We start from the raw sequence: 19,983 nt of genomic DNA, 5'->3' as shown, positions 1-19,983 counted from the left end.
CCCCCCCCCCTCTCCTCCCCCCCCCCCCCCCCCCCCCCCCACTCCCGGTGATGGTTCTTCCTACGTCCGACATGGTCAGACGTCGATGCTGTCCTTCGGAGCGCCATCGCTCCGCTCCTGCGCCGCCTCGGCCGCCGCCTGCTTCTTGGAGGCCCTCAGGCTGGTGATCGTGGTGACGATCAGGACCGAGCAGATCACGCCGAGCGAGACCGGAATGCTGATCTCAGGGACATGGACCCCGGACTCGTGCAGTGCGTGCAGCACCAGCTTGACACCGATGAAGCCAAGGATGATCGACAGGCCGTAGCTCAGGTGGACCAGCTTCTTCAGCAGGCCGCCGATGAGGAAGTACAGCTGTCGCAGACCCATCAGCGCGAATGCGTTGGCCGTGAAGACGATGTACGGGTCCTGCGTCAGGCCGAAGATCGCCGGGATGGAGTCCAGGGCGAAGAGCACGTCCGTCGTACCGATCGCGAGCATCACGACCAGCATCGGGGTCATGACCCGCTTGCCGTTCTCCTGGATCCACAGCTTGGTGCCGTGGTAGCGGTCGGCGACACCGAACCTGCGCTCGGCCGCCTTCAGCAGCTTGTTCTCCTCGAACTCCTCTTCCTCGTCGCCGGCCCGGGCCTCCTTGATGAGCTTCCAGGCGGTCCAGATCAAGAAGGCGCCGAAGATGTAGAACACCCAGGCGAAGCTCGCGAGGATCGCGGCGCCGGCGGCGATGAATATCGCTCGCAGCACCAGGGCGATGAGCACACCGACCAGCAGCACTCGCTGCTGGTACTGGGACGGCACGGCGAACTTCGCCATGATCAGAACGAAGACGAAGAGGTTGTCGACGCTCAGCGACTTCTCGGTGATGAAACCGGCGAAGAACTCGCCGCCGGCCTGTCCGCCGCCGAAGATCAGCAGGCCGAGCCCGAAGAGGCCGGCGAGCGCGATCCAGACGACCGTCCAGATTCCGGCTTCCTTGATGGATACGTCGTGCGGCTTTCGGCCGATGAAGAAATCGACCGCGATCAGGGCGGCAAGGCCCACGATGGTCAGGACCCACAGGGTCGTGGAAACTTCCACTGCGCCTCCGGCAGTACGTAACGGCAGATGTCAGCGTCGTCGCGCGCCGGAGGTCTCTTCCACCCACGATGGGCCGACGCCCCGGGATCTGGCCGGATCCGTATTGACGGGTACGTCGCAGCAGACAGGGAGTACTCCCCTCCGTGCCACAAACAGTACCCCAATCACCAAGGGAAGGTAAAGTGATTGGCAAAAGAAGTACCAAGTTAGCTGGTCAGGGCCTTTTACCAGTGCTTGGTCCGAGCTGCCGCGACCTGCGTGAGCACCTGCTGGAGCACCTGGCTGCCGGGTGGCACCAGCGAGGGCTCGTAGGTCCAGGCGTGCCCCACCCACGGGTCGGCGAGGTGGTCGTCGGCCACCGGCGTCAGACGCAGCAGCGCACGCCACAGCGGGTCGAGCAGCGGGCCGTAGCCGGCCGCCTCCTCGCGGTCCGCGACCATCATCAGGTGGACGCCGACGCTGGGGCCCTCGTCCGCGAGGTAGCGCAGCTGGTTCACGGCACGATCGTCGAAGCCGTGCGGGAAGTCATTGACGATCAGCAGCTGCTGGGAGGTGTCGAAGCCGGGCGGCAGGGAGTCGGGCGCACCGGCGCGCAGTGCCATCTGCACCAGGTCGACACGCTGCGTGAGCCGGGCGAGGACATCCGCGACTCCGGCCGCACCCACCGCGGGCGGGGCCGCGAGTACACCGGTCTGCACCAGGGGTGCGAGTGCCTGGGCACCCGAGCCGGCCGGGTCGATGACGTGCACGGTGAACTCGCCGGCCGGGTAGACGGCGAGCAGCCGGGCCGCGTGCGCCACCGCCGTCTCCATCGCGAGGCGGCTCAGGTCGTGGGAGTCGTGGAAGGAGCCTTCGGGCGAACCACTGCGTCCGCTGTCGATCCACAGGCCGCGCTCCAGCGGCAGCCGGACCAGCATCGGGATGCGCAGCTCGGCGCTCTCGGGCAGGTGGAGCTCACCCAGGCGAAGTGCCATGGGGATCTCCATCGGCACGCGGTAGCCGTGCCAGACCGGGTTGTCCCAGCGGGCGTAGGCGGGCGGCAGCGCGGGCTCGACGACCTGGGACTCCGCGCTGAGCTGGGCAAGGTCCCGGTCGAGCGTCGCCCTGGCCTGGTTGACGAGCTGCGAGTGCTTGGCCTGGGCCGCCTCGCGGGCGGCATCGCCCTGTCCGCCGATCCGGCTGCGCGGGTCCGACAGGACCTGGTCGAGCTCCTTCTCCATGCGCGATTCGGCGAAGTCGACCGCGCTGCGGTAGGCGGCGGTGGTGCGGGCGAGGTCCTCGAACATGCCCCACACCTGGTTGTACAGCCGCTCCTCCATGGACCAGCCGGTGGCGTCACCCGCGACGGGCTGCGCGGGCCGGCCGGGCTGCGCCGGGGGCACGGTCGGCGGAGGCGGCGGCGGAGCCGCGTTCTGCCGGCGCGGGTGGCTGTAGTCGATGGGTCCGCCGGACGTGGGGGCGGACGGCTGGGTGGGGTCGCTGGTGCCGTACGGAGAATTGGGCGGCGGGGTCGGCTGGCCGGGCGTCTGGTTGCCGTAGGGCGACGTCGGCTGCGGTGCCGCGGCACCTGAGGTGCCCTGCTGCGCCTGGCCGGACTGGTCCGGCCCGAGGGCGGGTGCGGCGGCCTGCCGGGAACGGTCGCCGTCCGGGCGCGGCGGGGGCGCCGGGATCGAGCGGGCGACGCCCTGGGCCACCGCGTCGTTGATGCCGCCGGCGAGCTGGTGGGCCCGGTCCAGGCCCTGGTCGTCGAAGAGGTCGGCGAGGCCACCGGCGTACCCCTGGCCGATGGCGCGCACCTTCCAGGCGCCCTGGCGGCGGTAGAGCTCCAGGGCGACGACGGCCGACTCGGACTCCAGGCCGGCGATGGTGTAGCTGGCGACCTCGGCGCCGTCGAGGCCGGTGACCGCGACGAACGGGGCGGGGACGGAGCCGAAGCGGGTCGGACCCCCGACCCCGGTCGGCAGGGCGAGCAGCACACTGACACGGTGGACGGCCTCGGGCATGGCGTCCAGGTCCACCGCGAGGCGATGGTCGGCGGCCGCCTGCCGGGAGACCTCCAGGCCGGGCAGGGTCGGGGCGCCCGGGTGGGCCACCGATTCGACGCCGTGGATCCTGCCCTGCTCGTCGCCGAGCGCGGCGGCGGCCACGATCGGCGTGCCGGCCGAGACCCGGATCTCCAGACGGGCCTGGGAGAGCGGGTGGTTCTGCCCCCGCACCAGCTCGGCCGTCATGCCTTCGTCCCCCTGTGTCAGTTGTCGTGTGCCGCCCGCCGGGCCGCCTTGCGTGTCTTACAGGTGCGGCAGGATCGCCGGCATCAGGTCCTGGAAGGTGCGGCCGTTGGCCGGGGTTCCGAGGGCCGTCATCGTCCAGCCCGGACCCGAGCGGTGCACCTTCGCCATGATCTGGGCCGTGTAGGCGCCGCCGCCCGCGAGCGTGTAGCGGGCGAGCTCCTGGCCGTTGGTCTCGTCGACCAGGCGGCAGAAGGCGTTCTGCACCTCCTGGAAGGTCTGGCCCGTGAAGGAGTTCACGGTGAAGACGATCTGGTCGATGTGGACCGGGATGCGGGCGAGGTCGACGAGGATCGCCTCGTCGTCGCCGCCCTGGCCGACACCGCCGACGAGGTTGTCGCCGGTGTGGCGCACCGAGCCGTCGTCGCTCACCAGGTGGCGGAAGAAGACGACGTCGACCGGCTGCTTGTCCGCGAACAGGACGGCCGAGGCGTCGAGGTCGACCTCCCGCGTACGCGAGCCGAACAGGCCGCGCCGGGGAGCCGCCTGCCAGCCGAGACCCATGCGCACCGCGGTCAGGCTGCCTCCGTCGTTCTTCTGCAGACTGATTGCCTGACCCTTGGTCATGTTGACGGTCACGTGCTGATTCCCCTCTCGAGCTGTCCCCTGTTGGCCGCGGAGTCCGCGGATGACGAGAACCCTACGCAGGGGCACTGACAGTGACGTACTCCGGTCCCCACTTTGTGTCGGTCTTGCAACACAGCGAGTACGGAAAGCCGGTGGAAGGCCGTTCGGGCGGCGCCGGTGCCGTGGTGCGGACCGGCGCCTCGGGCCCCGTCAGGCGAGTCCCGCCTCCTTCATCTGCCGCAGTTCCTTCTTCATCTCGGACACCTCGTCGCGCAGCCGTGCCGCGATCTCGAACTGGAGGTCCGCCGCGGCGGCGCGCATACGCTCCGTCAACTCCTCGATCTGTTCGGCGAGTTCCGCCGCCGGCCGGTCGGTCGGCGCCGTCTGCTTGGCTTTGCCCTTGGCGGACTTGGCCGACTTCGCGCCCTTGGCCGCCTTGTCGCCGAGGGAGGGCACGGGGGCCTTGGTGCCCCGGCCGTCCTTCTTGGCGCGGTAGCCGGTGCCGAGCAGTTGCTCGGTGTCGACATCCTCGCGGGCGATCTGCGCGACGATGTCGTTGATCTTCTTGCGCAGCGGCTGGGGGTCGATGCCGTTGGCCTTGTTGTATGCGACCTGCTTCTCCCGGCGGCGGTTGGTCTCGTCGATGGCCTTCTCCATCGCCGGGGTGATCTTGTCGGCGTACATGTGGACCTGGCCGGAGACGTTGCGCGCCGCGCGGCCGATGGTCTGGATGAGGGAGGTCCCGGAGCGCAGGAAGCCCTCCTTGTCGGCGTCGAGGATCGCCACCAGGGACACCTCGGGCAGGTCGAGGCCCTCCCGCAGCAGGTTGATGCCGACGAGGACGTCGAACTCTCCGGCACGCAGCTCTCTCAGCAGCTCGACACGGCGCAGGGTGTCCACGTCGCTGTGGAGGTAGCGCACGTGGATGCCGAGTTCCAGGAAGTAGTCCGTGAGGTCCTCGGCCATCTTCTTGGTGAGGGTGGTGACCAGGACCCGCTCGTCCTTCTCGACGCGCGTGCGGATCTCGTGCACCAGGTCGTCGATCTGGCCCTCGGTCGGCTTGACGACGACCTCCGGGTCGACGAGGCCGGTGGGACGGATGATCTGCTCGACCTGGCCGTCCCCGCGGGAGAGCTCGTAGTTGCCGGGGGTCGCCGACAGGTAGACGGTCTGCCCGATGCGCCCCTGGAACTCCTCCCACTTCAGGGGGCGGTTGTCGAGGGCGGACGGCAGTCGGAAGCCGTGGTCGACCAGGGTGCGCTTGCGGGAGGCGTCGCCCTCGTACATCGCCCCGATCTGCGGCACCGTCACATGCGACTCGTCGATGACGAGCAGGAAGTCCTCGGGGAAGTAGTCGAGCAGGGTGTTCGGCGCGGAGCCGGGCGAGCGGCCGTCGAAGTGCATCGAGTAGTTCTCGACGCCGGAGCAGGAGCCGATCTGGCGGAGCATCTCGAGGTCGTAGGTCGTCCGCATCCGCAGTCGCTGGGCCTCCAGGAGCTTGCCCTGCTTCTCCAGTTCGGCGAGGCGCTCGCCGAGCTCCTTCTCGATGTCGTTGACGGCCCGCTCCATGCGCTCGGGGCCGGCGACGTAGTGGGAGGCCGGGAACACGTACAGCTGCTCGTCGTCGCTGATGATCTCGCCGGTCAGCGGGTGCAGCGTGGACAGGGCCTCGATCTCGTCGCCGAACATCTCGATGCGGACGGCGAGCTCCTCGTAGACCGGGAAGATCTCGATGGTGTCGCCGCGCACGCGGAAGGTGCCGCGGGTGAAGGCGAGGTCGTTGCGCGTGTACTGGATGTCCACGAAGCGGCGCAGCAGCTGGTCCCGGTCGATCTCCTCGCCGACCCTGAGGGGAACCATGCGGTCCACGTACTCCTGCGGTGTACCGAGGCCGTAGATGCAGGACACCGAAGCGACCACGACGACATCACGACGGGTGAGCAGCGAGTTCGTCGCGGAGTGGCGCAGGCGCTCGACCTCCTCGTTGATCGAGGAGTCCTTCTCGATGTAGGTGTCCGACTGCGGGACGTAGGCCTCGGGCTGGTAGTAGTCGTAGTACGAGACGAAGTACTCGACGGCGTTGTTCGGCAGGAGCTCGCGGAACTCGTTCGCCAGCTGGGCGGCCAGTGTCTTGTTCGGTGCCATCACCAGGGTGGGCCGCTGGAGCTTCTCGATCATCCACGCGGTGGTCGCGGACTTGCCTGTGCCGGTCGCGCCGAGCAGGACGACGTCCTTCTCACCGGCTTCGATGCGCCGGGCGAGCTCGGCGATGGCCGTCGGCTGGTCGCCGCTGGGCTGGTAGGGGCTGACGACCTCGAAGGGCGCCACCGTGCGTTCGATGCTGGAAACGGGCCGCATGGGATCCACGGTACGACCCCCCACTGACAACGCGGTCCGATCAGTGGTTCTGCGGGGTCCTGGAGCCTCGGGTTCCGGCGGTGCGGCGGGTGCGCAGGGTGGCGCGGCGGACCTGGTGCGGGACGGTGGCGTGGGCCGGGACGCCCGGCTTGTCCGCGACGGGGACCCCGGCGGGACGCCCCATGATCATCTTCGGGTCGAAGAGTACGACGGCGCCCGCGACGAGCAGAAAGGCGAGCGGGCCGACCAGCATCGGGGCGAGCAGGGCGGCGGGCGAGTCGCCACCGACGGGCGCTCCCGTGCCATGGAGATGGACGTTGAGGGCTGCCATGCCGGTGTAGTGCATGCCGCTGACGGCGAGCCCCATGACGAGGCTCGCGCCGACACTCCACAGAAGCCCTCTGACCTGCCCAGCGGCCCACAGGGCGGCGGTGGCGGCACCCATGGCTATGACGACGGAGACGGCCACGGTGAACGTGTTGTACTCCAGCCTTCCGTCGAGCCGTATGCCGGCCATGCCCAGATAGTGCATCGACGCTATGCCGAGGCCGGTGATGGTGCCGCCGGTGAACAGGGCCGCGCCCCTGGCGCCTCTGTAGCCGACTATGAAAATCCCGACACCGACCATGACGACGGCGACTGCGAGGCTCGCGAACGTCATGACCTTGTCGTAGTGGATCGGCGTTCCCTTGACGGTGAAGCCCATCATCGCGACGAAGTGCATCGTCCATATGCCGGAGCCGATGGCTGCCGAGCCCAGGGCGAGCCAGCCGGGGCGCCAGGAACGCGAGACGAGCATCGATCTTGCGGTGCAGCGAAGGCCGAGCGCACCGCCGAGACAGGCCATGAGGTAAGCCACCAGAGGTGTGACGAGTCCATAGCTGAATCCGTCGATCGTGCCCTGCATACGCGGCTGCCCTTCCCGCCCTTTTACGTCCCGGAACTCCGTGAAATGCGCCCCCTCCCAGGACCGCCCGAGCGGTCAGGGTTGAGGCAGAGGGTAACCCCCACCGGAATGGTCGAACGATTCTCCGGCAAAGAAACACGGCCTTGCCCCAGTTGTGCCGCACAGGTGAGCGAGCGCAGGCAACTCCATTCATTCTGTGGCCATTCTGTACTCCTCCGCCGTTGACCCTCTGCTGTCACAGTTGAGCTGTCCGTGATCGTCCGAAGCGAGGAGTACGCATGCACGCGCGCGCTGTAGCCGCCACGACGACCGCGCTCCTGGGAACCGCCACCCTGCTCGTCCCCGCCCCGCAAGCCCGGGCCGGTTCGGACCAGCCCACGATCATCGCCCACCGGGGAGCCTCCGCCTATGCCCCCGAGAACACGCTGGAAGCCGTCGACAAGGCCGCCGAGCTGGGCATCGACTGGGTCGAGAACGACGTCCAGCGCACCAGGGACGGCGAGCTGGTCGTCGTCCACGACGACAACCTCAGGCGGACGACGGACGCGGAGGAGGTCTTCCCCGACCGCGCGCCCTGGAAGGTGAAGGACTTCACGGCCGCCGAGATCGCCCGGCTGGACGCGGGCAGCTGGTTCGGCCCCGCGTACGCGGACGCGCGCGTGCCGACGCTGAAGCAGTACGTGGACCGTGTGGAGCTGCACCACCAGAAGCTGCTGCTGGAGATCAAGAATCCGGAGCTGTATCCGGGCATCGAGCAGCAGACCCTCAAGGTGCTGGACAACGAGGGGTGGCTCGACGGGCCCCACCTGGAGAGCCGGCTGATCGTACAGAGTTTCAGTGCCGACAGTGTGCGGACCGTGCACGAGTTGAAGCCGGCCGTGAAGACGGGTCTGCTGGGGACGCCTGCCGTGGCGGACCTGGACGGTTACGCGGCCTTCACGGATCAGATCAACCCCTCGTACGGCTCCATCTCCACGGGCTACGTCGCCTCCGTCCACGCGGTCGAGGGAGCGCACGGCAGGCCGCTGGAGGTCTTCACCTGGACCGTGAACGACGCGGGCACCGCACGGCTGGTCGCCGGGTACGGCGTCGACGGCGTCATCACGAACACTCCCGACGTGGTGCGGGACGCCCTGCCCACGGGCTGAGGCCGGCACGGCGCCCGCTCCCGGGAGCGTTGTCAGTGGTGGGCCGTACGGTGGGCGCATGGACAGCCATGGGCAGTACGAGCAGCAGGTCGTGTGGGCCGTCGTCGGTACCGACATCGGGCCGCTGATGCTGGCCGCGACCCGCGACGGCCTGGTCAGCGTCGTCTTCCACGCCACGCCGAAGGTGCGCGACACGATGCTCGACCGGCTGGCGTCCCGGCTGGGCGTCGAGCCGGTGGAGGCGCCCGACTCCCCGCTGCTGGCCGAGGCGATACGCCAGATGGAGCAGTACTTCGCGGGTGGGCGACGGGACTTCGAGCTGCCGCTGGACTGGTCGTTGATCTCCGGTTTCAACCGGCAGGTGCTGCGCGAGCTGGCCACGGGTGTCCCGTTCGGCACGGTCGTGGGGTACGGCGATCTGGCCGGGCGGGTCGGGCAACCGGGCGCGGCCCAGGCCGTGGGGATGGCGATGGGCGCCAATCCGCTGCCGGTCGTCGTGCCCTGTCACCGGGTCGTGGAGAGCGACGGCGGCATCGGCGGGTTCGGGGGCGGTCTGGAGACCAAGCGAAAGCTGCTGGCGTTGGAGGGGGTACTGCCGGAGCCCCTGTTCTGAGGGCTGCCCGCTTTTCGCGGGGTGGGCAGTCGGGAGAAGAGGGGGGAGACTGCGCCTGTGACGACACCTTTCACCCACATGTACGCGGCCGGTCCGGTGTGCTGTTCCGGGCGGCCGGCCGTTCGGAGGCGTCGTATCGCCGGGTGTGCGGCGTGACCGCCGTCGAGCGTCAGGTCGTCGTGTCGGTGCCGGCCGACCGGCTGCCGGCCCTGCGGCGCCGTATCTCGGCCGTGCTGATCACGACACAGATCCTGGGCGGGCTGGGCGTCGCCACCGGCATCGCGCTCGCGGCCGTCCTGGCCAAGGAGGTCAGCGGCACCGAGTCGCTGTCCGGGCTCGCGCCCACCGCGACCGTTGCCGGCACCGCGGTGCTGTCGATGCCGCTGGCTGCGCTGATGACCGCGCGCGGCCGCCGTCCCGGGCTCGTCCTGGCTTATCTCATAGGCGCCGTGGGCGCCGCCGTCACGGTGGTCGCGGCCCGCGTCGGGAGTTTTCCGCTGCTGCTGTGCGGGATGGCCGCGTTCGGCGCGGCGTCGTCGGCGAACCTCCAGGCGCGGTTCGCGGCGGCGGATCTCGCCGAGCCGGATCGGCGGGCGCGGGCGATCTCGCTCGTCGTCTGGGCGACCACCATCGGGGCGGTCCTCGGGCCGAACATAGCCGCGCCCGCCGGGCGCAGTGTCACCGGCCTCGGGATACCGGCGACGGCGGGTCCGTTCCTGTGGGCGGCCGGGATCTTCCTGGTATCCGCGCTGGTGGTGGCCGTACTGCTGCGGCCGGACCCGTTGCTGACGGCGCGTGCGCTGGCGCCGGCCGAGGAAGGGTCGCCCGCGGCTCGTTCGCTGCGTGCCGGGATGGCCGCCGTGGCCGCCTCGCCGCGGGCGCGACTCGCGGTGGTGACGGTCGCCGTGGCGCACACGGCGATGGTGTCGGTGATGTCGATGACCCCGGTCGACCTGGCTCGTCACGGCGCCGGGATCGATCTGATCGGTCTGGTCATCAGCGGGCACATCGCGGGCATGTATGCGTTCGCGCCGCTCATGGGGCGGTTGTCGGACCGGCTGGGGCGGTTGTCCGGGATCGGGCTCTCCGTGGGGCTGCTGGCGTGTGCGGTCTTCCTCGCCGGCACGGCGGGCGGCAGTCACGGGCAGACGGCCGTCGGTCTGTTCGTACTGGGGCTCGGCTGGTCGGCGGGGCTCGTCTCCGGTTCCGCGCTGCTCACGGACTCGGTGCCGCAGCCCGCGCGGGCGGCCGCGCAAGGCCTGTCCGACCTCGTCATGAACGCGTCCGCCGGCGTCGGTGGAGCGGTCGCAGGGCTCGTGGTCGCCAAGGCGAGCTATGGCTGGCTGAATCTCACGGCCGCGTGCCTGCTGCTCCCGCTGGCTGCGTTGGCGCTGTTCACGCGGGGCAGACGGGCGACGGACGTTCCGGCGGCCGACTGACGTTATATCCCGCTTCGCCGGGGAAGCCGGAGGCCGTGGGCTCCGGTTGCCACGCGAAGGGTGGCCGGACCGGGGCGCCGGTAGCAGACTCCGCCGTGCGCACAGCCGCTGGCATCCGACTGGCATCCGGAAGACACGGAGCCGAAGGGACGGCGATCACGCATGAGCGGAAACAGGGCAGTGGCGTATCTCAAGCCGGGCACGGTCGAGGTCAGGACCATCGACTATCCGACGCTCGAGCTTCAGGACGGACCGGGAGTCGCCCGCGACAACATCGGCCGCAAGTGCCGGCACGGGGTGATCCTCAAGGTCCTCGCGACCAACATCTGTGGCAGTGACCAGCACATGGTGCGCGGGCGTACGACCGCGCCGGAAGGGCTGGTCCTCGGACACGAGATCACCGGAGAGGTCGTCGAACGGGGGCCGGACGTCGAGACCGTCGACGTGGGCGACATCGTCTCCGTACCGTTCAACATCGCCTGCGGGCGGTGTCGTAACTGCAAGGAACGCAAGACCGGCATCTGCCTGAACGTCAACCCGGCCCGGCCGGGAGCGGCGTACGGCTATGTCGACATGGGCGGCTGGGTCGGCGGGCAGGCCGAGTTCGCCATGATCCCGTACGCGGACTTCAATCTGCTGAAGTTCCCCGACCGGGACCAGGCGCGCGCGAAGCTGCTCGATCTGACGATGCTGTCGGACATCTTCCCGACCGGCTTCCACGGTGTGGTCACCTCGGGTGCGGGTGTCGGTTCGACGGTGTACGTCGCCGGGGCGGGCCCGGTCGGGCTCGCGGCGGCCGCCTCGGCGCACCTGCTGGGGGCCGCGGTCGTCATCGTCGGCGATCTGAACGCCGAGCGCCTCGCCCAGGCGCGCAGCTTCGGCTGCGAGACCGTCGACGTCTCTCAGGGCGACGTGGGCGAGCAGATCGCCCAGATCCTCGGGGAGCCCGAGGTGGACGCCGCGGTCGACGCGGTCGGCTTCGAGGCGCGGGGCCACGGCCCGGACGCCGAGGAGGCGCCCGCGACGGTCCTGAACTCGCTGATGGGCATCACGCGCGCGGGCGGTGCCCTCGGCATTCCCGGCCTGTATGTCACGGCCGACCCCGGAGGGATCGACGAGGACGCGAAGTCCGGGACGCTGAAGGTTCGGCTCGGCCTCGGCTGGGCCAAGAGCCACCGGTTCACGACCGGGCAATGCCCGGTGATGCAGTACAACCGGGGCCTGATGATGGCGATCCTGCACGAGCGCGTGCACATCGCCAAGGCGGTCAACGCGACCGTGATCGGTATCGAGGACGCGCCACGTGGCTATGCCGAGTTCGACCAGGGCGCGAGCCGCAAGTACGTGCTGAATCCGCACGGTGCGCTGGACGGGCTCCAGCCGGTCTGACGTCACCGACGCGTGCACGTGCCTGCGAGGGGGGCCACGCACGCGTGGCCCCCTTTCGCAGCCCGTCAGTCGTAGTGCCGGGCCTCGAAGACGTTGCCGTCGGGGTCACGGAAGTAGAAGCTGCGTTTGGCCTTTCCGCGGGCGCCGAAGGAGTCGCGGGAGATGTCCGACACCGGGGCGCCGCGCTCCTCCAGGCGGGCGCGCAGGGTGTCGAATCCGTCGCCGGGCAGCGCCAGGCAGACGTGGTTGACCGGGTGCCCGGAGCTCTCGACGGAGTCCGGCAGCATCTTCATGCGCTCCGCCATGGTGAGCGGCATGAGGTCGAGGATGGTCTCCTCGTTGAGACGTACGGAGGGGAACGGAACCGCCCCCGCGGAGAACTCCGAGAGCCTGACCGGCTCCATGCCGACCGCCTTCTCGAAGAAGTCGGCCGACGCCTCCGGGTCGCGCACCCAGAGGACGACATGGTCGAGACGTGCAGTGTGGTCCTTCATGCAGTCAAGGCTGGTGTCGTCCGCCACAGGCCGCAAGGGGTTTGATCGGGCACGGCGCCCGCCAGAGATGAGGGAGTACCGACAGACAGGAGGCAGGCGCGTGGTGCTGGTGGTGTCGGAAGAAGTACGGGAAGCGATCGACGCGCGTCGACCCGTGGTGGCCCTGGAGTCCACGATCATCGCGCACGGGTTGCCGCGCCCGCGCAATCTCCAGGTGGCCCTGGAGCTGGAGGACGTCGTACGGCAGGAGGGCGCTGTTCCGGCGACGATCGCCGTGCTGGACGGGCGCCCTCATGTCGGCCTCGGCAAGGACCAGCTGGAGCGGGTCGCGAACGAGGACGGGATCCGCAAGCTGGGGCACCGGGATCTGCCGCTCGCGGTGGCCGCCGGGGCGAGCGGGGCGACCACGGTGTCGGCGACGGCGCTGCTGGCGGCCCTCGCGGGCGTGCGGGTGTTCGCGACGGGCGGACTCGGCGGTGTGCACCGGGAGTGGACGGTGACGCAGGACGAGTCGGCCGACCTGGGGCTGCTCGCGCGTACCCGGATCACGGTGGTGTGCGCCGGGGTGAAGTCGATCCTGGACGTCCCCGCGACCCTGCAACGGCTGGAGACCCTCGGCGTCGCTGTGGCCGGCTATCGCACGGACCACTTCCCCGGCTTCTACCTCGCCGACTCGGGTCACCCCGTGGACTGGACGCTCGGCTCGCCCGAGGAGGCCGCCGAGGTGATGCGTGCTCAGGACGCGCTCGACGGGCCCGAGTCGGCGTTGATCGTCGCCAACCCGGTACCGGAAGCGGAGCAGTTGGATCCAGAGCTGCACGCGCGTGTGCTCGCGGACGCGCTGCACGCGTGCGAGGAGCAGGGCGTCACCGGTCAGGCGGTCACGCCGTTCCTGTTGGACTACCTGGTACGGCACACGGACGGTGCCTCGTTGAGCGCGAACCTGGCGGCGGTGCGCGGCAACGTACGCCTGGCGGGGCGGATCGCGGCGGCCTGGGCCGGGGCGTGAACGGGACACCTGCCAGCGGCCCGGGCCGGAGCATGAACGGGACGCCGTCCGTAGGTCCGGGCGCCTCGAGTGCCCGCGACGGCGCTCTGCTGGTCGTCGGCGACGTGGTGACGGACGTCATCGCCCGCCACCGGGGGCCGCTCGCCTCCGGCACGGACACCGGCGCGGCCATCCGGACCGTGCCCGGCGGCGCGGGCGCCAATGTGGCCTGCTGGGCGGCGCATCGGGGCGGTCGCGAGGTACGGCTGCTGGGGCGGGTGGGCGCGGACGCCGCCGACTGGCACGAGCGGGAGCTGACGGCGAGCGGCGTGCGGCCCTGTCTCGTCGTCGATCCGCAGGCGCCGACCGGGACGGTGATCTGCCTGGTCGACACGGGTGCCGCGGCCGAGCGGACGTTCCTGACCGACAGCGGTGCGTCGATGCGGCTGGAGCCGCGCGACTGGTCGGACGCGCTCCTCGACGGTGTCGCGTGGCTGCACCTGTCGGGTTATCTGCTGTTCGCCGCGCCCAGCCGCGCGCTGGTGACGGCGGCCGTCGCGTCCGCACGCGCACGGGGCGTGCCGGTGAGCCTGGATCCGGCGTCGACCGGGTTCCTCGTGGAGCTGGGCGTCGACCGGTTCCTGGCGTTGGCGGAGGGCGTGGACGTCCTGCTGCCGAGCCGTGACGAGGCGTGCCTGCTCACGGGGTTGCCGGACGCTGCGGATGCGGCTGCCAAGTTGAGCCGCCATGTGCCGCTGGTCGTCGCCAAGCAGGGCGCGGACGGCGCGCTGGTGGCCCGGTCGGGCACGATCACCGCCCACGTCCCCGCCGTGCCGGCTGCGCCGAGGGACACCACCGGAGCGGGCGACGCCTTCACCGGTGCGTTCCTCGCCGCCATGCTCACCGGTGCGGCTCCGGAAGAGGCGGCCGCGGAGGGGTGCCGGGCGGGAGCGCTGGCGGTGGAACGGGTGGGCGGGAGGCCGCCGGGGGTCGGGTGACGGAACCGACGGGCCGGGGGGATCGCGAGTCGTCGCCTAACGGCTTGAAGCCACGCCATGGTCCACTACGGCTTGAAGCCACGACACCGTCGACTCCGGCTTGAAGCCACGACACCGTCGACTCCGGCTTGAGGCCACGACACCGTCGACTCCGGCTTGAGGCCACGGCCGGTGACTCCGGCTTGAGGCCACGGCCGGTGACTCCGGCTTGAAGCCACGGCCGGTGGCTCCCGGCCCTGCTCCGGCCCGCGGCCCGGCCCGTAGCTACGGCTTGCGTCCCCACGCCGAGATCAGTGGGGCCGTGGCCAGGTCCATCGTGCCGGAGGCTACGTTCGCGAGGTGGCGGTCGATGTCCTCGTCCGTGGCGACGCCGCCCGTGACCAGCTGCTCGCGGATCTGACGGACCGTGGCGGACTCCAGGGCGGCGCAGGCGGGCGAGGTGATCGGGAAGTACGCGTCGGCCGTCACCCGGCGCAGTCCCGCCTCGCGGAGCAGACGCGGGAGCCTGCGGCCGTAGGAGAGGTCGGCGCCGCGGTCGGCGAGGAGCTTGCGAAAGCCCTGGCGCAACCGGTTGGCCAGCTGCTGCTCGGGGCCGTACTCGTCGGGGCAGATGAGAGGCTGCAGAGCGGGGTCGGCGTCCTCGATCAGGAGCCACCCGCCGGGGCGCAGGGACTCGATCATCGAGTGCAACGCCCGTTCCCGGTCCGGCACATGGACGAGGACGAGCCGGGCGTGCACCAGGTCGAACCCCTCCCCCGGCGGTTCGCCGGCGCTCACGTCGTGGACGCGCACCTCCACGGGCGGCCGGGCGTCGGAGGCGAGTTGTGAGGTGTCGATGTCGGTTGCGACGATCTTGCCGGTCGGGCCGACCTTCTTGGCCATCCAGGACACCACCGACGTGCCGCCTGCGCCGACCTCCCAGCAGCGCCAGCCGGCTCCGATGCCGAATCCTTCGATGTGCCGGAAGGTCGTGGGGTCGAAGAGGGTGGCGAAAGCGTCGAAACGTTCGCCTGCCTCGGTCTGCCGGTTGTCGAGGAGATACCCGTCGTTTCGCATCATGCCGCGATCATTCCAGTTGCCCCGCTTGTCTCGAGGGGGCGACGCGGCGCCTACGACGAGATGGCGGACGTCGGGTCCCGGCGACGGCGGGATTCGGAGCCGACGGCATGCGGGGCGGCAGGACGGGGGAATCGGTGGGCAGGGGTCCAGGTTCCCGCAGGAACGGCACACCCGGACCGGCGGCGCAACGGTGCATCCAGCCCGGCAAAGGCTGCGTCCTACCTGGGTGGGCTGGTTGTCCACAGGCGGGAACAAAGCGGAATTGGTGATTCCCACAGGCTCACCCGGCACTCACCACCGACTGGCAAACTGGCACGCCAAGGCGCAGAGATGCGGCGCGAGGGATCCATGCAAGGAGATCCAGATGTCCATGGCAGGGAATCTGCGGAAGGTCACGGGCCTAGACAGGGTCGGCGGCCTGCGCAAGGTGGCACGGCTGGCTCGACGACGCCCCCGCGTCGACCTCAGCCACCCCGCCAGGTCCCCGCTGGGCTCCTCCGTGGTGAATTGCGTGGCCTACCGGGACGGCGCCCGGGTCCCGGAGACCGGCGATCTGGTCGATGTGGTGCAGAGAGTGCGCAAGCGCGGCGGCGGATTCGTCTGGCTCGGTCTGCACGAGCCGACGGACCGGGAGTTCGCCGGCATCGCCGAACTCTTCGACCTGCACCCGCTCGCGGTCGAGGACGCGGTCGAGGCGCATCAGCGGCCGAAGCTCGAGCGCTACGACGAGACGCTGTTCGCGGTGTTCAAGACCGTCTGCTACGTCGAGCACGAGCAGCTCACATCGACGAGCGAGGTCGTGAACACCGGCGAGATCATGGTGTTCGTCGGCCGGGACTTCGTGATCACGGTGCGCCACGGCCGGCACGGCTCGCTCGGGCCGTTGCGCGAGGAACTGGAGTCCGATCCCGAGCAGCTCGCCAAGGGTCCGGCGGCGGTGCTGCATGCCATCGCGGACCACGTGGTCGACGACTATCTGAGCGTCACGGACTCGGTGCAGGAGGACATCGACGAGGTCGAGACGGACGTGTTCGCGGAGAACGGTGCGCGGGTCGACCCGGGGCGGATCTACCAGCTCAAGCGAGAGCTGCTGGAGCTGAAGCGGGCCGTGGTTCCGCTGAGCCGACCGCTGGAGGAACTGGCCACGGGTCACATACGGGTGGTCGCGCCGGAGATACAGGCCTACTTCCGTGACGTCTCCGACCATCTGCTGCGGGCCAAGGAACAGATATTCGCCTTCGACGAGTTGCTGAACTCGATCCTCCAGGCACACCTGGCACAGGTCACCGTGGCGCAGAACGAGGACATGCGGAAGATCACCGCCTGGGCCGCGATCATCGCCATCCCGACGATGGTGTGCGGGGTCTACGGCATGAACTTCGACTACATGCCAGAACTGCGCTGGACGTTCGGTTATCCGCTGGTCATCGGCGTGATATCCGTCGCCTGCGTGGTGCTGTACCGCGGGTTCCGGCGCAACGGGTGGCTCTGACACGGCGAACGCCGGTCACTGACCGGCAGCGCCCTCGAACTCCGACGCGTCCTCGTCCGGCACGGCCGGCCGGACGAGGACGACCCGTGGAGGGATGGCCCGTGGAGAGACGACCCGTGGAGAGACGACCCGCGCAGGGACGGCCCGTGGAGGACGACCCCTGCGGGGAAGGGCGTTCGCCGCATCGACGAGTCACGTTCTCAGGGCATCGTGGGTCAACGCGTCCTGGGCGCCGCGCTCGTGGCATAGACACTCTCGGCCCATGGGCCGATCTCGTCCTCCGGCAGGCTCCTGGCCAGATCGGCCTCGCTGATCATGCCGACGAGGCGCTTGTTCTCGATGACGGGGAGCCGTCGGATCTGATGATCCTTCATCTCCCGGAGCACGTCGCTGATGTCGGCGCTCGCGTCGATCCAGCGCGGGGTGCCCTGTGCCATCTCACCGGCGGTGACCTTGCTCGGGTCGTGGCCCCTGGCCACGCAGCCGATGACGATGTCGCGGTCGGTGAGGATGCCGCAGAGCCGTTCGTTCTGATCGCTGATGGGCAGGGCTCCGACACCCAGCTCACGCATCAGCTGGGCGGCGCGGTCCAGGGTCTCGTGGGTCGGGATCCACTGGGCGCCTCGGTGCATGATGTCTCCGGCAGTGGTCATGGACTACCTCCCGATGCCGGACGGCCGGCGCGGCGCGGGACGCACCGCTAGTCCCGGCGCCCTTCATTCTCGCCGGGACGTCCGGCCGATGCACCCGGAACCGAGCGGTAGCGGCCATCGGCCGCGGGCGGCGATCAGGCCGAGAAGCGCACGAGTTTCCGCGGGACGACGCGAATGATCACGCGGGCCTCGTCGTCCTTCTCGGCGGGCGGGTCGATGCCGAGATACTTGTGCGAGAGCTCGAACGGGAGCCGCTTGGCCTGGTCCGGGACGATCTCGGCGATGCCGCGGATCTCGACGGAGGAGTAGGGGTTGGCGAGGTCGTAGACGGAAACGCTGATGCGGGGGTCGCGGCGGAGGTTGCGCACCTTCTGGCGGGTCTCGACCGAGGAGAAGAGGACCGTGTCGCCCTCACGCTTGATCCAGACCACCGAGTTCTGGGGAGCGCCGTCGGGACCGAGGGTGGCCACGCTGGCGAAGTTCTTGCCGTCCAGCAAGGCGCGGACGGAGTCGTCGAAGGAGGCCGAATCACTCGCGGAGGTCGTCATGCCGACAGCCTATTTAAATGCACATGCATACAGAAGGGTGTTTCCGAATCCCGTGTCAGCCGCTCCACGCCGGGCGACGCGGGTCGTCGGCGCGCACGAGGACGTCGGCGGTGCCTGCCGGGTCGGTCTCGCGGTCGTAGCGCTCGAATGCGGGGAGCATCCATTGCTCGGCCTCGGGGGTGCGACGGCGCAGGGCGGCCGGCGAGAGGAGGACGTGGACGCTCAGGTCGAAGGGGAACCAGTGGCGCAGCAGGAGGGGGCCGTGCATCAACAGGATTCCGCCGGGCGGAAGTTGGACGTGGGGGCTGCGAGTGGCTCGGTCGATGGCGGGGTCCCACAGGTCGGGCAGGACGCGGCCGTCGCCGCCGGATTCGAGGGGACCGAAGACCTCGCGCCACAGGGCGCCGGTGTCGACCCAGCCGTAGTAGTAGGCCTCGACGTCACGGTGGCCGTACTCCAGGCGGACCGAGGCGGGGCGCAGGAAGCCCTCCGTGCCGACGGTGAGCGAGGGGCGGCCACGTATGCGCAGCGCATCGCCGACCCGCTCGGCGAGGTCGCCGGGACGGGCCGCGGGGGCACCGTCGAAGGCGACGCGCGGCCAAGGGCTGCCGTCGGCCGGCTCCAGATCGAGCAGCCGCTCCGCCAGGTGCCCGCCGAGCCGGTCCCAGGTGATCGCTTCCAGTCGCACAGAGCCAATGATGCGGCAGGCGATGGGCCGGGTGCGTTGCGGTTCCGGGGCGAGGGGGTCCGTGTGTGTCGGGAGGGGAGGAGGCAGGTACGGGTACGGATCCAGTGCGCTTGGGGGCGGAGCCGGCCGGGTGGAAGAGCCCGGCCGGTGAGACCTCTCGCGGGCGGCCCGAGAGACGCGTCCGCGGCTTCCCGGCCCGGTCCGACGAGCCCGTCGGTGAGTTCCTCGGACCCGAGCCGAGGGGATGAACCCGGTATGGCGCCTCTCGCAACTCCCCCGCACCGCACCGGTCTTCTCGTGATTCAGCCTCTCAAGCGGCGGCATTGCGGGGAGTGTCAGGCGGGGCCGTTGCAGATGCTCGTGCTGGAGGACGGGGCACCGCGGTGTCTCGACTGTGCCGACCTCGGGCATCTGGTGTTCCTGCCACGCGGCGACACGGCGTTGACGCGTCGGTCGCGGGAGGAGAGTGCGCTGTCGGCGGTGGTCGTGCGGTTCAACCGGCGCAAGGGTCGTCATGAGCGGCAGGGGGTTGTCGTCGAGGAGGCGGGGCTGGCCCGGGCCGAGGAGCGGTGCCTGGCGGACGCGGAGGCTCGGCGGCGGCGCCGGATGCGGGACGCGCGGCGCCGGGCTCAGGAGGACGTGCGGTTCGCGGAGGCGTTCGGGGCGGAGATACGGCGACTGTTCCCGGGCTGTCCGGCGGACCGGGCGCGGGACATCGCCGGGCATGCGTCGGTGCGGGGCAGCGGGCGGGTGGGGCGGAGTGCGGCGGGGCGGGCGTTGACCGAGGTGGCGGTGACGTCGGCGGTCGTGGCGGCGGTGCGGCACACGGACACGCCGTACGACCAGTTGCTGATGAGCGGGGTGCCGCGGCACGAGGCGCGGCGCCGGATCATGGCCATGGTGGAGACGACGTTGGGAGCGTGGCGGGCGGGGGTGTCCGAGGCCGGCTGAGCGGCGGAGACGGCATCGGGAGCGAGGCGCGCAGCAGCGTCCAAGGCCGGCTGAGCGGCGGAGACGACATCCGGAGCGAGGCGCGCACCAGCGTCCAAGGCCGACTGAGCGGCGGAGACGACATCGGAAGCGAGGCGCGCACCAGCGTCCAAGGCCGACTGAGCGGCGGAGCGCCCCAACACCACGGTTTCTCAGCACGCGGGAACTCGCGTCCCCGGCACGCTTGAGCTCTCGTCGCCCGCCCGCGCTCTCGTCACCGCCCGCGAAACGCACACTCCCTCACCGCTACGGACTGACGCCCCTCGCCGCCGAAGGAGTTCGCGTCC

18 protein-coding genes are annotated in these 19,983 nt (G+C 70.3%); 8 read left to right on the top strand and 10 right to left on the bottom strand.

Translation table 11 applies throughout. From position 1 onward, the window contains the following. Positions 1 to 75 precede the first annotated feature (75 nt). The 5 genes from AC3ETA_RS25660 to AC3ETA_RS25640 all read right to left on the bottom strand — a co-directional run bounded on the left by AC3ETA_RS25660 (position 76) and on the right by AC3ETA_RS25640 (position 7,197). Positions 76 to 1,077 carry a TerC/Alx family metal homeostasis membrane protein gene (locus tag AC3ETA_RS25660; RefSeq protein ID WP_432195244.1) on the bottom strand — a complete coding sequence of 334 codons (1,002 nt, stop codon included), beginning with the start codon at positions 1,075 to 1,077 and terminating at the stop codon, positions 76 to 78. A 224-nt stretch (positions 1,078 to 1,301) separates the two neighbouring features. Next, positions 1,302 to 3,308 carry a TerD family protein gene (locus AC3ETA_RS25655; protein ID WP_432195243.1) on the bottom strand — a complete coding sequence of 669 codons (2,007 nt, stop codon included), beginning with the start codon at positions 3,306 to 3,308 and terminating at the stop codon, positions 1,302 to 1,304. A gap of 57 nt (positions 3,309 to 3,365) precedes the next feature. Beyond that, a complete protein-coding gene (locus tag AC3ETA_RS25650; RefSeq protein WP_426535238.1) occupies positions 3,366 to 3,944 on the bottom strand; it encodes a TerD family protein in 579 nt (192 codons plus the stop codon). A gap of 198 nt (positions 3,945 to 4,142) precedes the next feature. Then, positions 4,143 to 6,290 (bottom strand): excinuclease ABC subunit UvrB, encoded by a 2,148-nt coding sequence (gene uvrB, locus AC3ETA_RS25645; protein WP_432195242.1) that lies wholly within the window; start codon positions 6,288 to 6,290, stop codon positions 4,143 to 4,145. A gap of 40 nt (positions 6,291 to 6,330) precedes the next feature. Next, positions 6,331 to 7,197: an MHYT domain-containing protein gene (locus tag AC3ETA_RS25640; protein ID WP_432195241.1), complete on the bottom strand. Its 867-nt coding sequence runs from the start codon at positions 7,195 to 7,197 to the stop codon at positions 6,331 to 6,333. Positions 7,198 to 7,475: 278 nt separating this feature from the next. Between AC3ETA_RS25640 and AC3ETA_RS25635 the strand changes: the two genes are divergently transcribed. The 4 genes from AC3ETA_RS25635 to fdhA all read left to right on the top strand — a co-directional run bounded on the left by AC3ETA_RS25635 (position 7,476) and on the right by fdhA (position 11,786). After that, positions 7,476 to 8,345: a glycerophosphodiester phosphodiesterase gene (locus AC3ETA_RS25635; protein ID WP_432195240.1), complete on the top strand. Its 870-nt coding sequence runs from the start codon at positions 7,476 to 7,478 to the stop codon at positions 8,343 to 8,345. A 58-nt stretch (positions 8,346 to 8,403) separates the two neighbouring features. Then, entirely contained in the window at positions 8,404 to 8,958 is a 555-nt protein-coding gene (locus AC3ETA_RS25630) for a methylated-DNA--[protein]-cysteine S-methyltransferase (RefSeq protein WP_432195239.1), read from the top strand. Between the two features lie 152 nt (positions 8,959 to 9,110). Next, on the top strand, positions 9,111 to 10,397 hold the full coding sequence (locus AC3ETA_RS25625) for an MFS transporter (RefSeq protein ID WP_432195238.1): 1,287 nt from the start codon (positions 9,111 to 9,113) through the stop codon (positions 10,395 to 10,397). A 162-nt stretch (positions 10,398 to 10,559) separates the two neighbouring features. Then, positions 10,560 to 11,786, top strand: a complete 1,227-nt coding sequence (gene fdhA, locus AC3ETA_RS25620; protein WP_432195237.1) for a formaldehyde dehydrogenase, glutathione-independent — start codon at positions 10,560 to 10,562, stop codon at positions 11,784 to 11,786. 65 nt (positions 11,787 to 11,851) lie between these two features. On the opposite strand, the gene AC3ETA_RS25615 is transcribed toward fdhA, so the two are convergent. Continuing rightward, entirely contained in the window at positions 11,852 to 12,280 is a 429-nt protein-coding gene (locus AC3ETA_RS25615; protein WP_432195236.1) for a VOC family protein, read from the bottom strand. Positions 12,281 to 12,380: 100 nt separating this feature from the next. On the opposite strand from AC3ETA_RS25615, the gene AC3ETA_RS25610 reads away from it, so the two are divergent. Together AC3ETA_RS25610 and AC3ETA_RS25605 are read left to right on the top strand one after the other, a co-directional pair. Next, positions 12,381 to 13,289: a pseudouridine-5'-phosphate glycosidase gene (locus tag AC3ETA_RS25610; protein WP_432195235.1), complete on the top strand. Its 909-nt coding sequence runs from the start codon at positions 12,381 to 12,383 to the stop codon at positions 13,287 to 13,289. A gap of 32 nt (positions 13,290 to 13,321) precedes the next feature. Next, complete coding sequence (locus AC3ETA_RS25605) at positions 13,322 to 14,266, top strand: carbohydrate kinase family protein (RefSeq protein ID WP_432195234.1); 945 nt, start codon at positions 13,322 to 13,324, stop codon at positions 14,264 to 14,266. Positions 14,267 to 14,530: 264 nt separating this feature from the next. Here the strand turns inward: AC3ETA_RS25605 and AC3ETA_RS25600 are convergent, their stop codons facing one another. Continuing rightward, complete coding sequence (locus tag AC3ETA_RS25600; RefSeq protein ID WP_432195233.1) at positions 14,531 to 15,325, bottom strand: methyltransferase domain-containing protein; 795 nt, start codon at positions 15,323 to 15,325, stop codon at positions 14,531 to 14,533. A gap of 364 nt (positions 15,326 to 15,689) precedes the next feature. Here AC3ETA_RS25600 and AC3ETA_RS25595 point away from each other — a divergent pair, with 364 nt between their 5' ends. Next, on the top strand, positions 15,690 to 16,817 hold the full coding sequence (locus tag AC3ETA_RS25595) for a magnesium and cobalt transport protein CorA (RefSeq protein ID WP_432195232.1): 1,128 nt from the start codon (positions 15,690 to 15,692) through the stop codon (positions 16,815 to 16,817). A gap of 215 nt (positions 16,818 to 17,032) precedes the next feature. On the opposite strand, the gene AC3ETA_RS25590 is transcribed toward AC3ETA_RS25595, so the two are convergent. The 3 genes from AC3ETA_RS25590 to AC3ETA_RS25580 form a co-directional block, all read right to left on the bottom strand. Beyond that, the gene (locus AC3ETA_RS25590; RefSeq protein ID WP_432195231.1) at positions 17,033 to 17,470 is read right to left on the bottom strand and encodes a CBS domain-containing protein; all 438 of its coding nucleotides are present in this window, start codon (positions 17,468 to 17,470) and stop codon (positions 17,033 to 17,035) included. 134 nt (positions 17,471 to 17,604) lie between these two features. Further along, positions 17,605 to 18,018 (bottom strand): PPOX class F420-dependent oxidoreductase, encoded by a 414-nt coding sequence (locus AC3ETA_RS25585; protein WP_432195230.1) that lies wholly within the window; start codon positions 18,016 to 18,018, stop codon positions 17,605 to 17,607. Between the two features lie 55 nt (positions 18,019 to 18,073). Further along, a complete protein-coding gene (locus tag AC3ETA_RS25580) occupies positions 18,074 to 18,706 on the bottom strand; it encodes a nucleoside/nucleotide kinase family protein (protein WP_432195229.1) in 633 nt (210 codons plus the stop codon). A 255-nt stretch (positions 18,707 to 18,961) separates the two neighbouring features. Here AC3ETA_RS25580 and AC3ETA_RS25575 point away from each other — a divergent pair, with 255 nt between their 5' ends. Continuing rightward, positions 18,962 to 19,657, top strand: a complete 696-nt coding sequence (locus tag AC3ETA_RS25575; RefSeq protein ID WP_432195228.1) for a DUF2293 domain-containing protein — start codon at positions 18,962 to 18,964, stop codon at positions 19,655 to 19,657. Positions 19,658 to 19,983: the final 326 nt, after the last annotated feature.

It is taken from the genome of Streptomyces sp. bgisy027 (assembly GCF_057710365.1).
This window is presented reverse-complemented; position numbering and strand designations above follow the sequence as displayed.

Excerpts from the sequence above, each read along its gene's own strand:
- AC3ETA_RS25655 (WP_432195243.1), bottom strand. The coding sequence starts at position 3,308 with ATGACGGCCGAGCTGGTGCGGGGGCAGAACCACCCGCTCTCCCAGGCC.
- uvrB (WP_432195242.1), bottom strand. The coding sequence starts at position 6,290 with ATGCGGCCCGTTTCCAGCATCGAACGCACGGTGGCGCCCTTCGAGGTC.
- AC3ETA_RS25640 (WP_432195241.1), bottom strand. The coding sequence starts at position 7,197 with ATGCAGGGCACGATCGACGGATTCAGCTATGGACTCGTCACACCTCTG.
- AC3ETA_RS25635 (WP_432195240.1), top strand. The coding sequence starts at position 7,476 with ATGCACGCGCGCGCTGTAGCCGCCACGACGACCGCGCTCCTGGGAACC.
- AC3ETA_RS25630 (WP_432195239.1), top strand. The coding sequence starts at position 8,404 with ATGGACAGCCATGGGCAGTACGAGCAGCAGGTCGTGTGGGCCGTCGTC.
- fdhA (WP_432195237.1), top strand. The coding sequence starts at position 10,560 with ATGAGCGGAAACAGGGCAGTGGCGTATCTCAAGCCGGGCACGGTCGAG.
- AC3ETA_RS25615 (WP_432195236.1), bottom strand. The coding sequence starts at position 12,280 with ATGAAGGACCACACTGCACGTCTCGACCATGTCGTCCTCTGGGTGCGC.
- AC3ETA_RS25605 (WP_432195234.1), top strand. The coding sequence starts at position 13,322 with ATGAACGGGACGCCGTCCGTAGGTCCGGGCGCCTCGAGTGCCCGCGAC.
- AC3ETA_RS25600 (WP_432195233.1), bottom strand. The coding sequence starts at position 15,325 with ATGATGCGAAACGACGGGTATCTCCTCGACAACCGGCAGACCGAGGCA.
- AC3ETA_RS25595 (WP_432195232.1), top strand. The coding sequence starts at position 15,690 with ATGTCCATGGCAGGGAATCTGCGGAAGGTCACGGGCCTAGACAGGGTC.
- AC3ETA_RS25590 (WP_432195231.1), bottom strand. The coding sequence starts at position 17,470 with ATGACCACTGCCGGAGACATCATGCACCGAGGCGCCCAGTGGATCCCG.
- AC3ETA_RS25585 (WP_432195230.1), bottom strand. The coding sequence starts at position 18,018 with ATGACGACCTCCGCGAGTGATTCGGCCTCCTTCGACGACTCCGTCCGC.
- AC3ETA_RS25575 (WP_432195228.1), top strand. The coding sequence starts at position 18,962 with ATGGCGCCTCTCGCAACTCCCCCGCACCGCACCGGTCTTCTCGTGATT.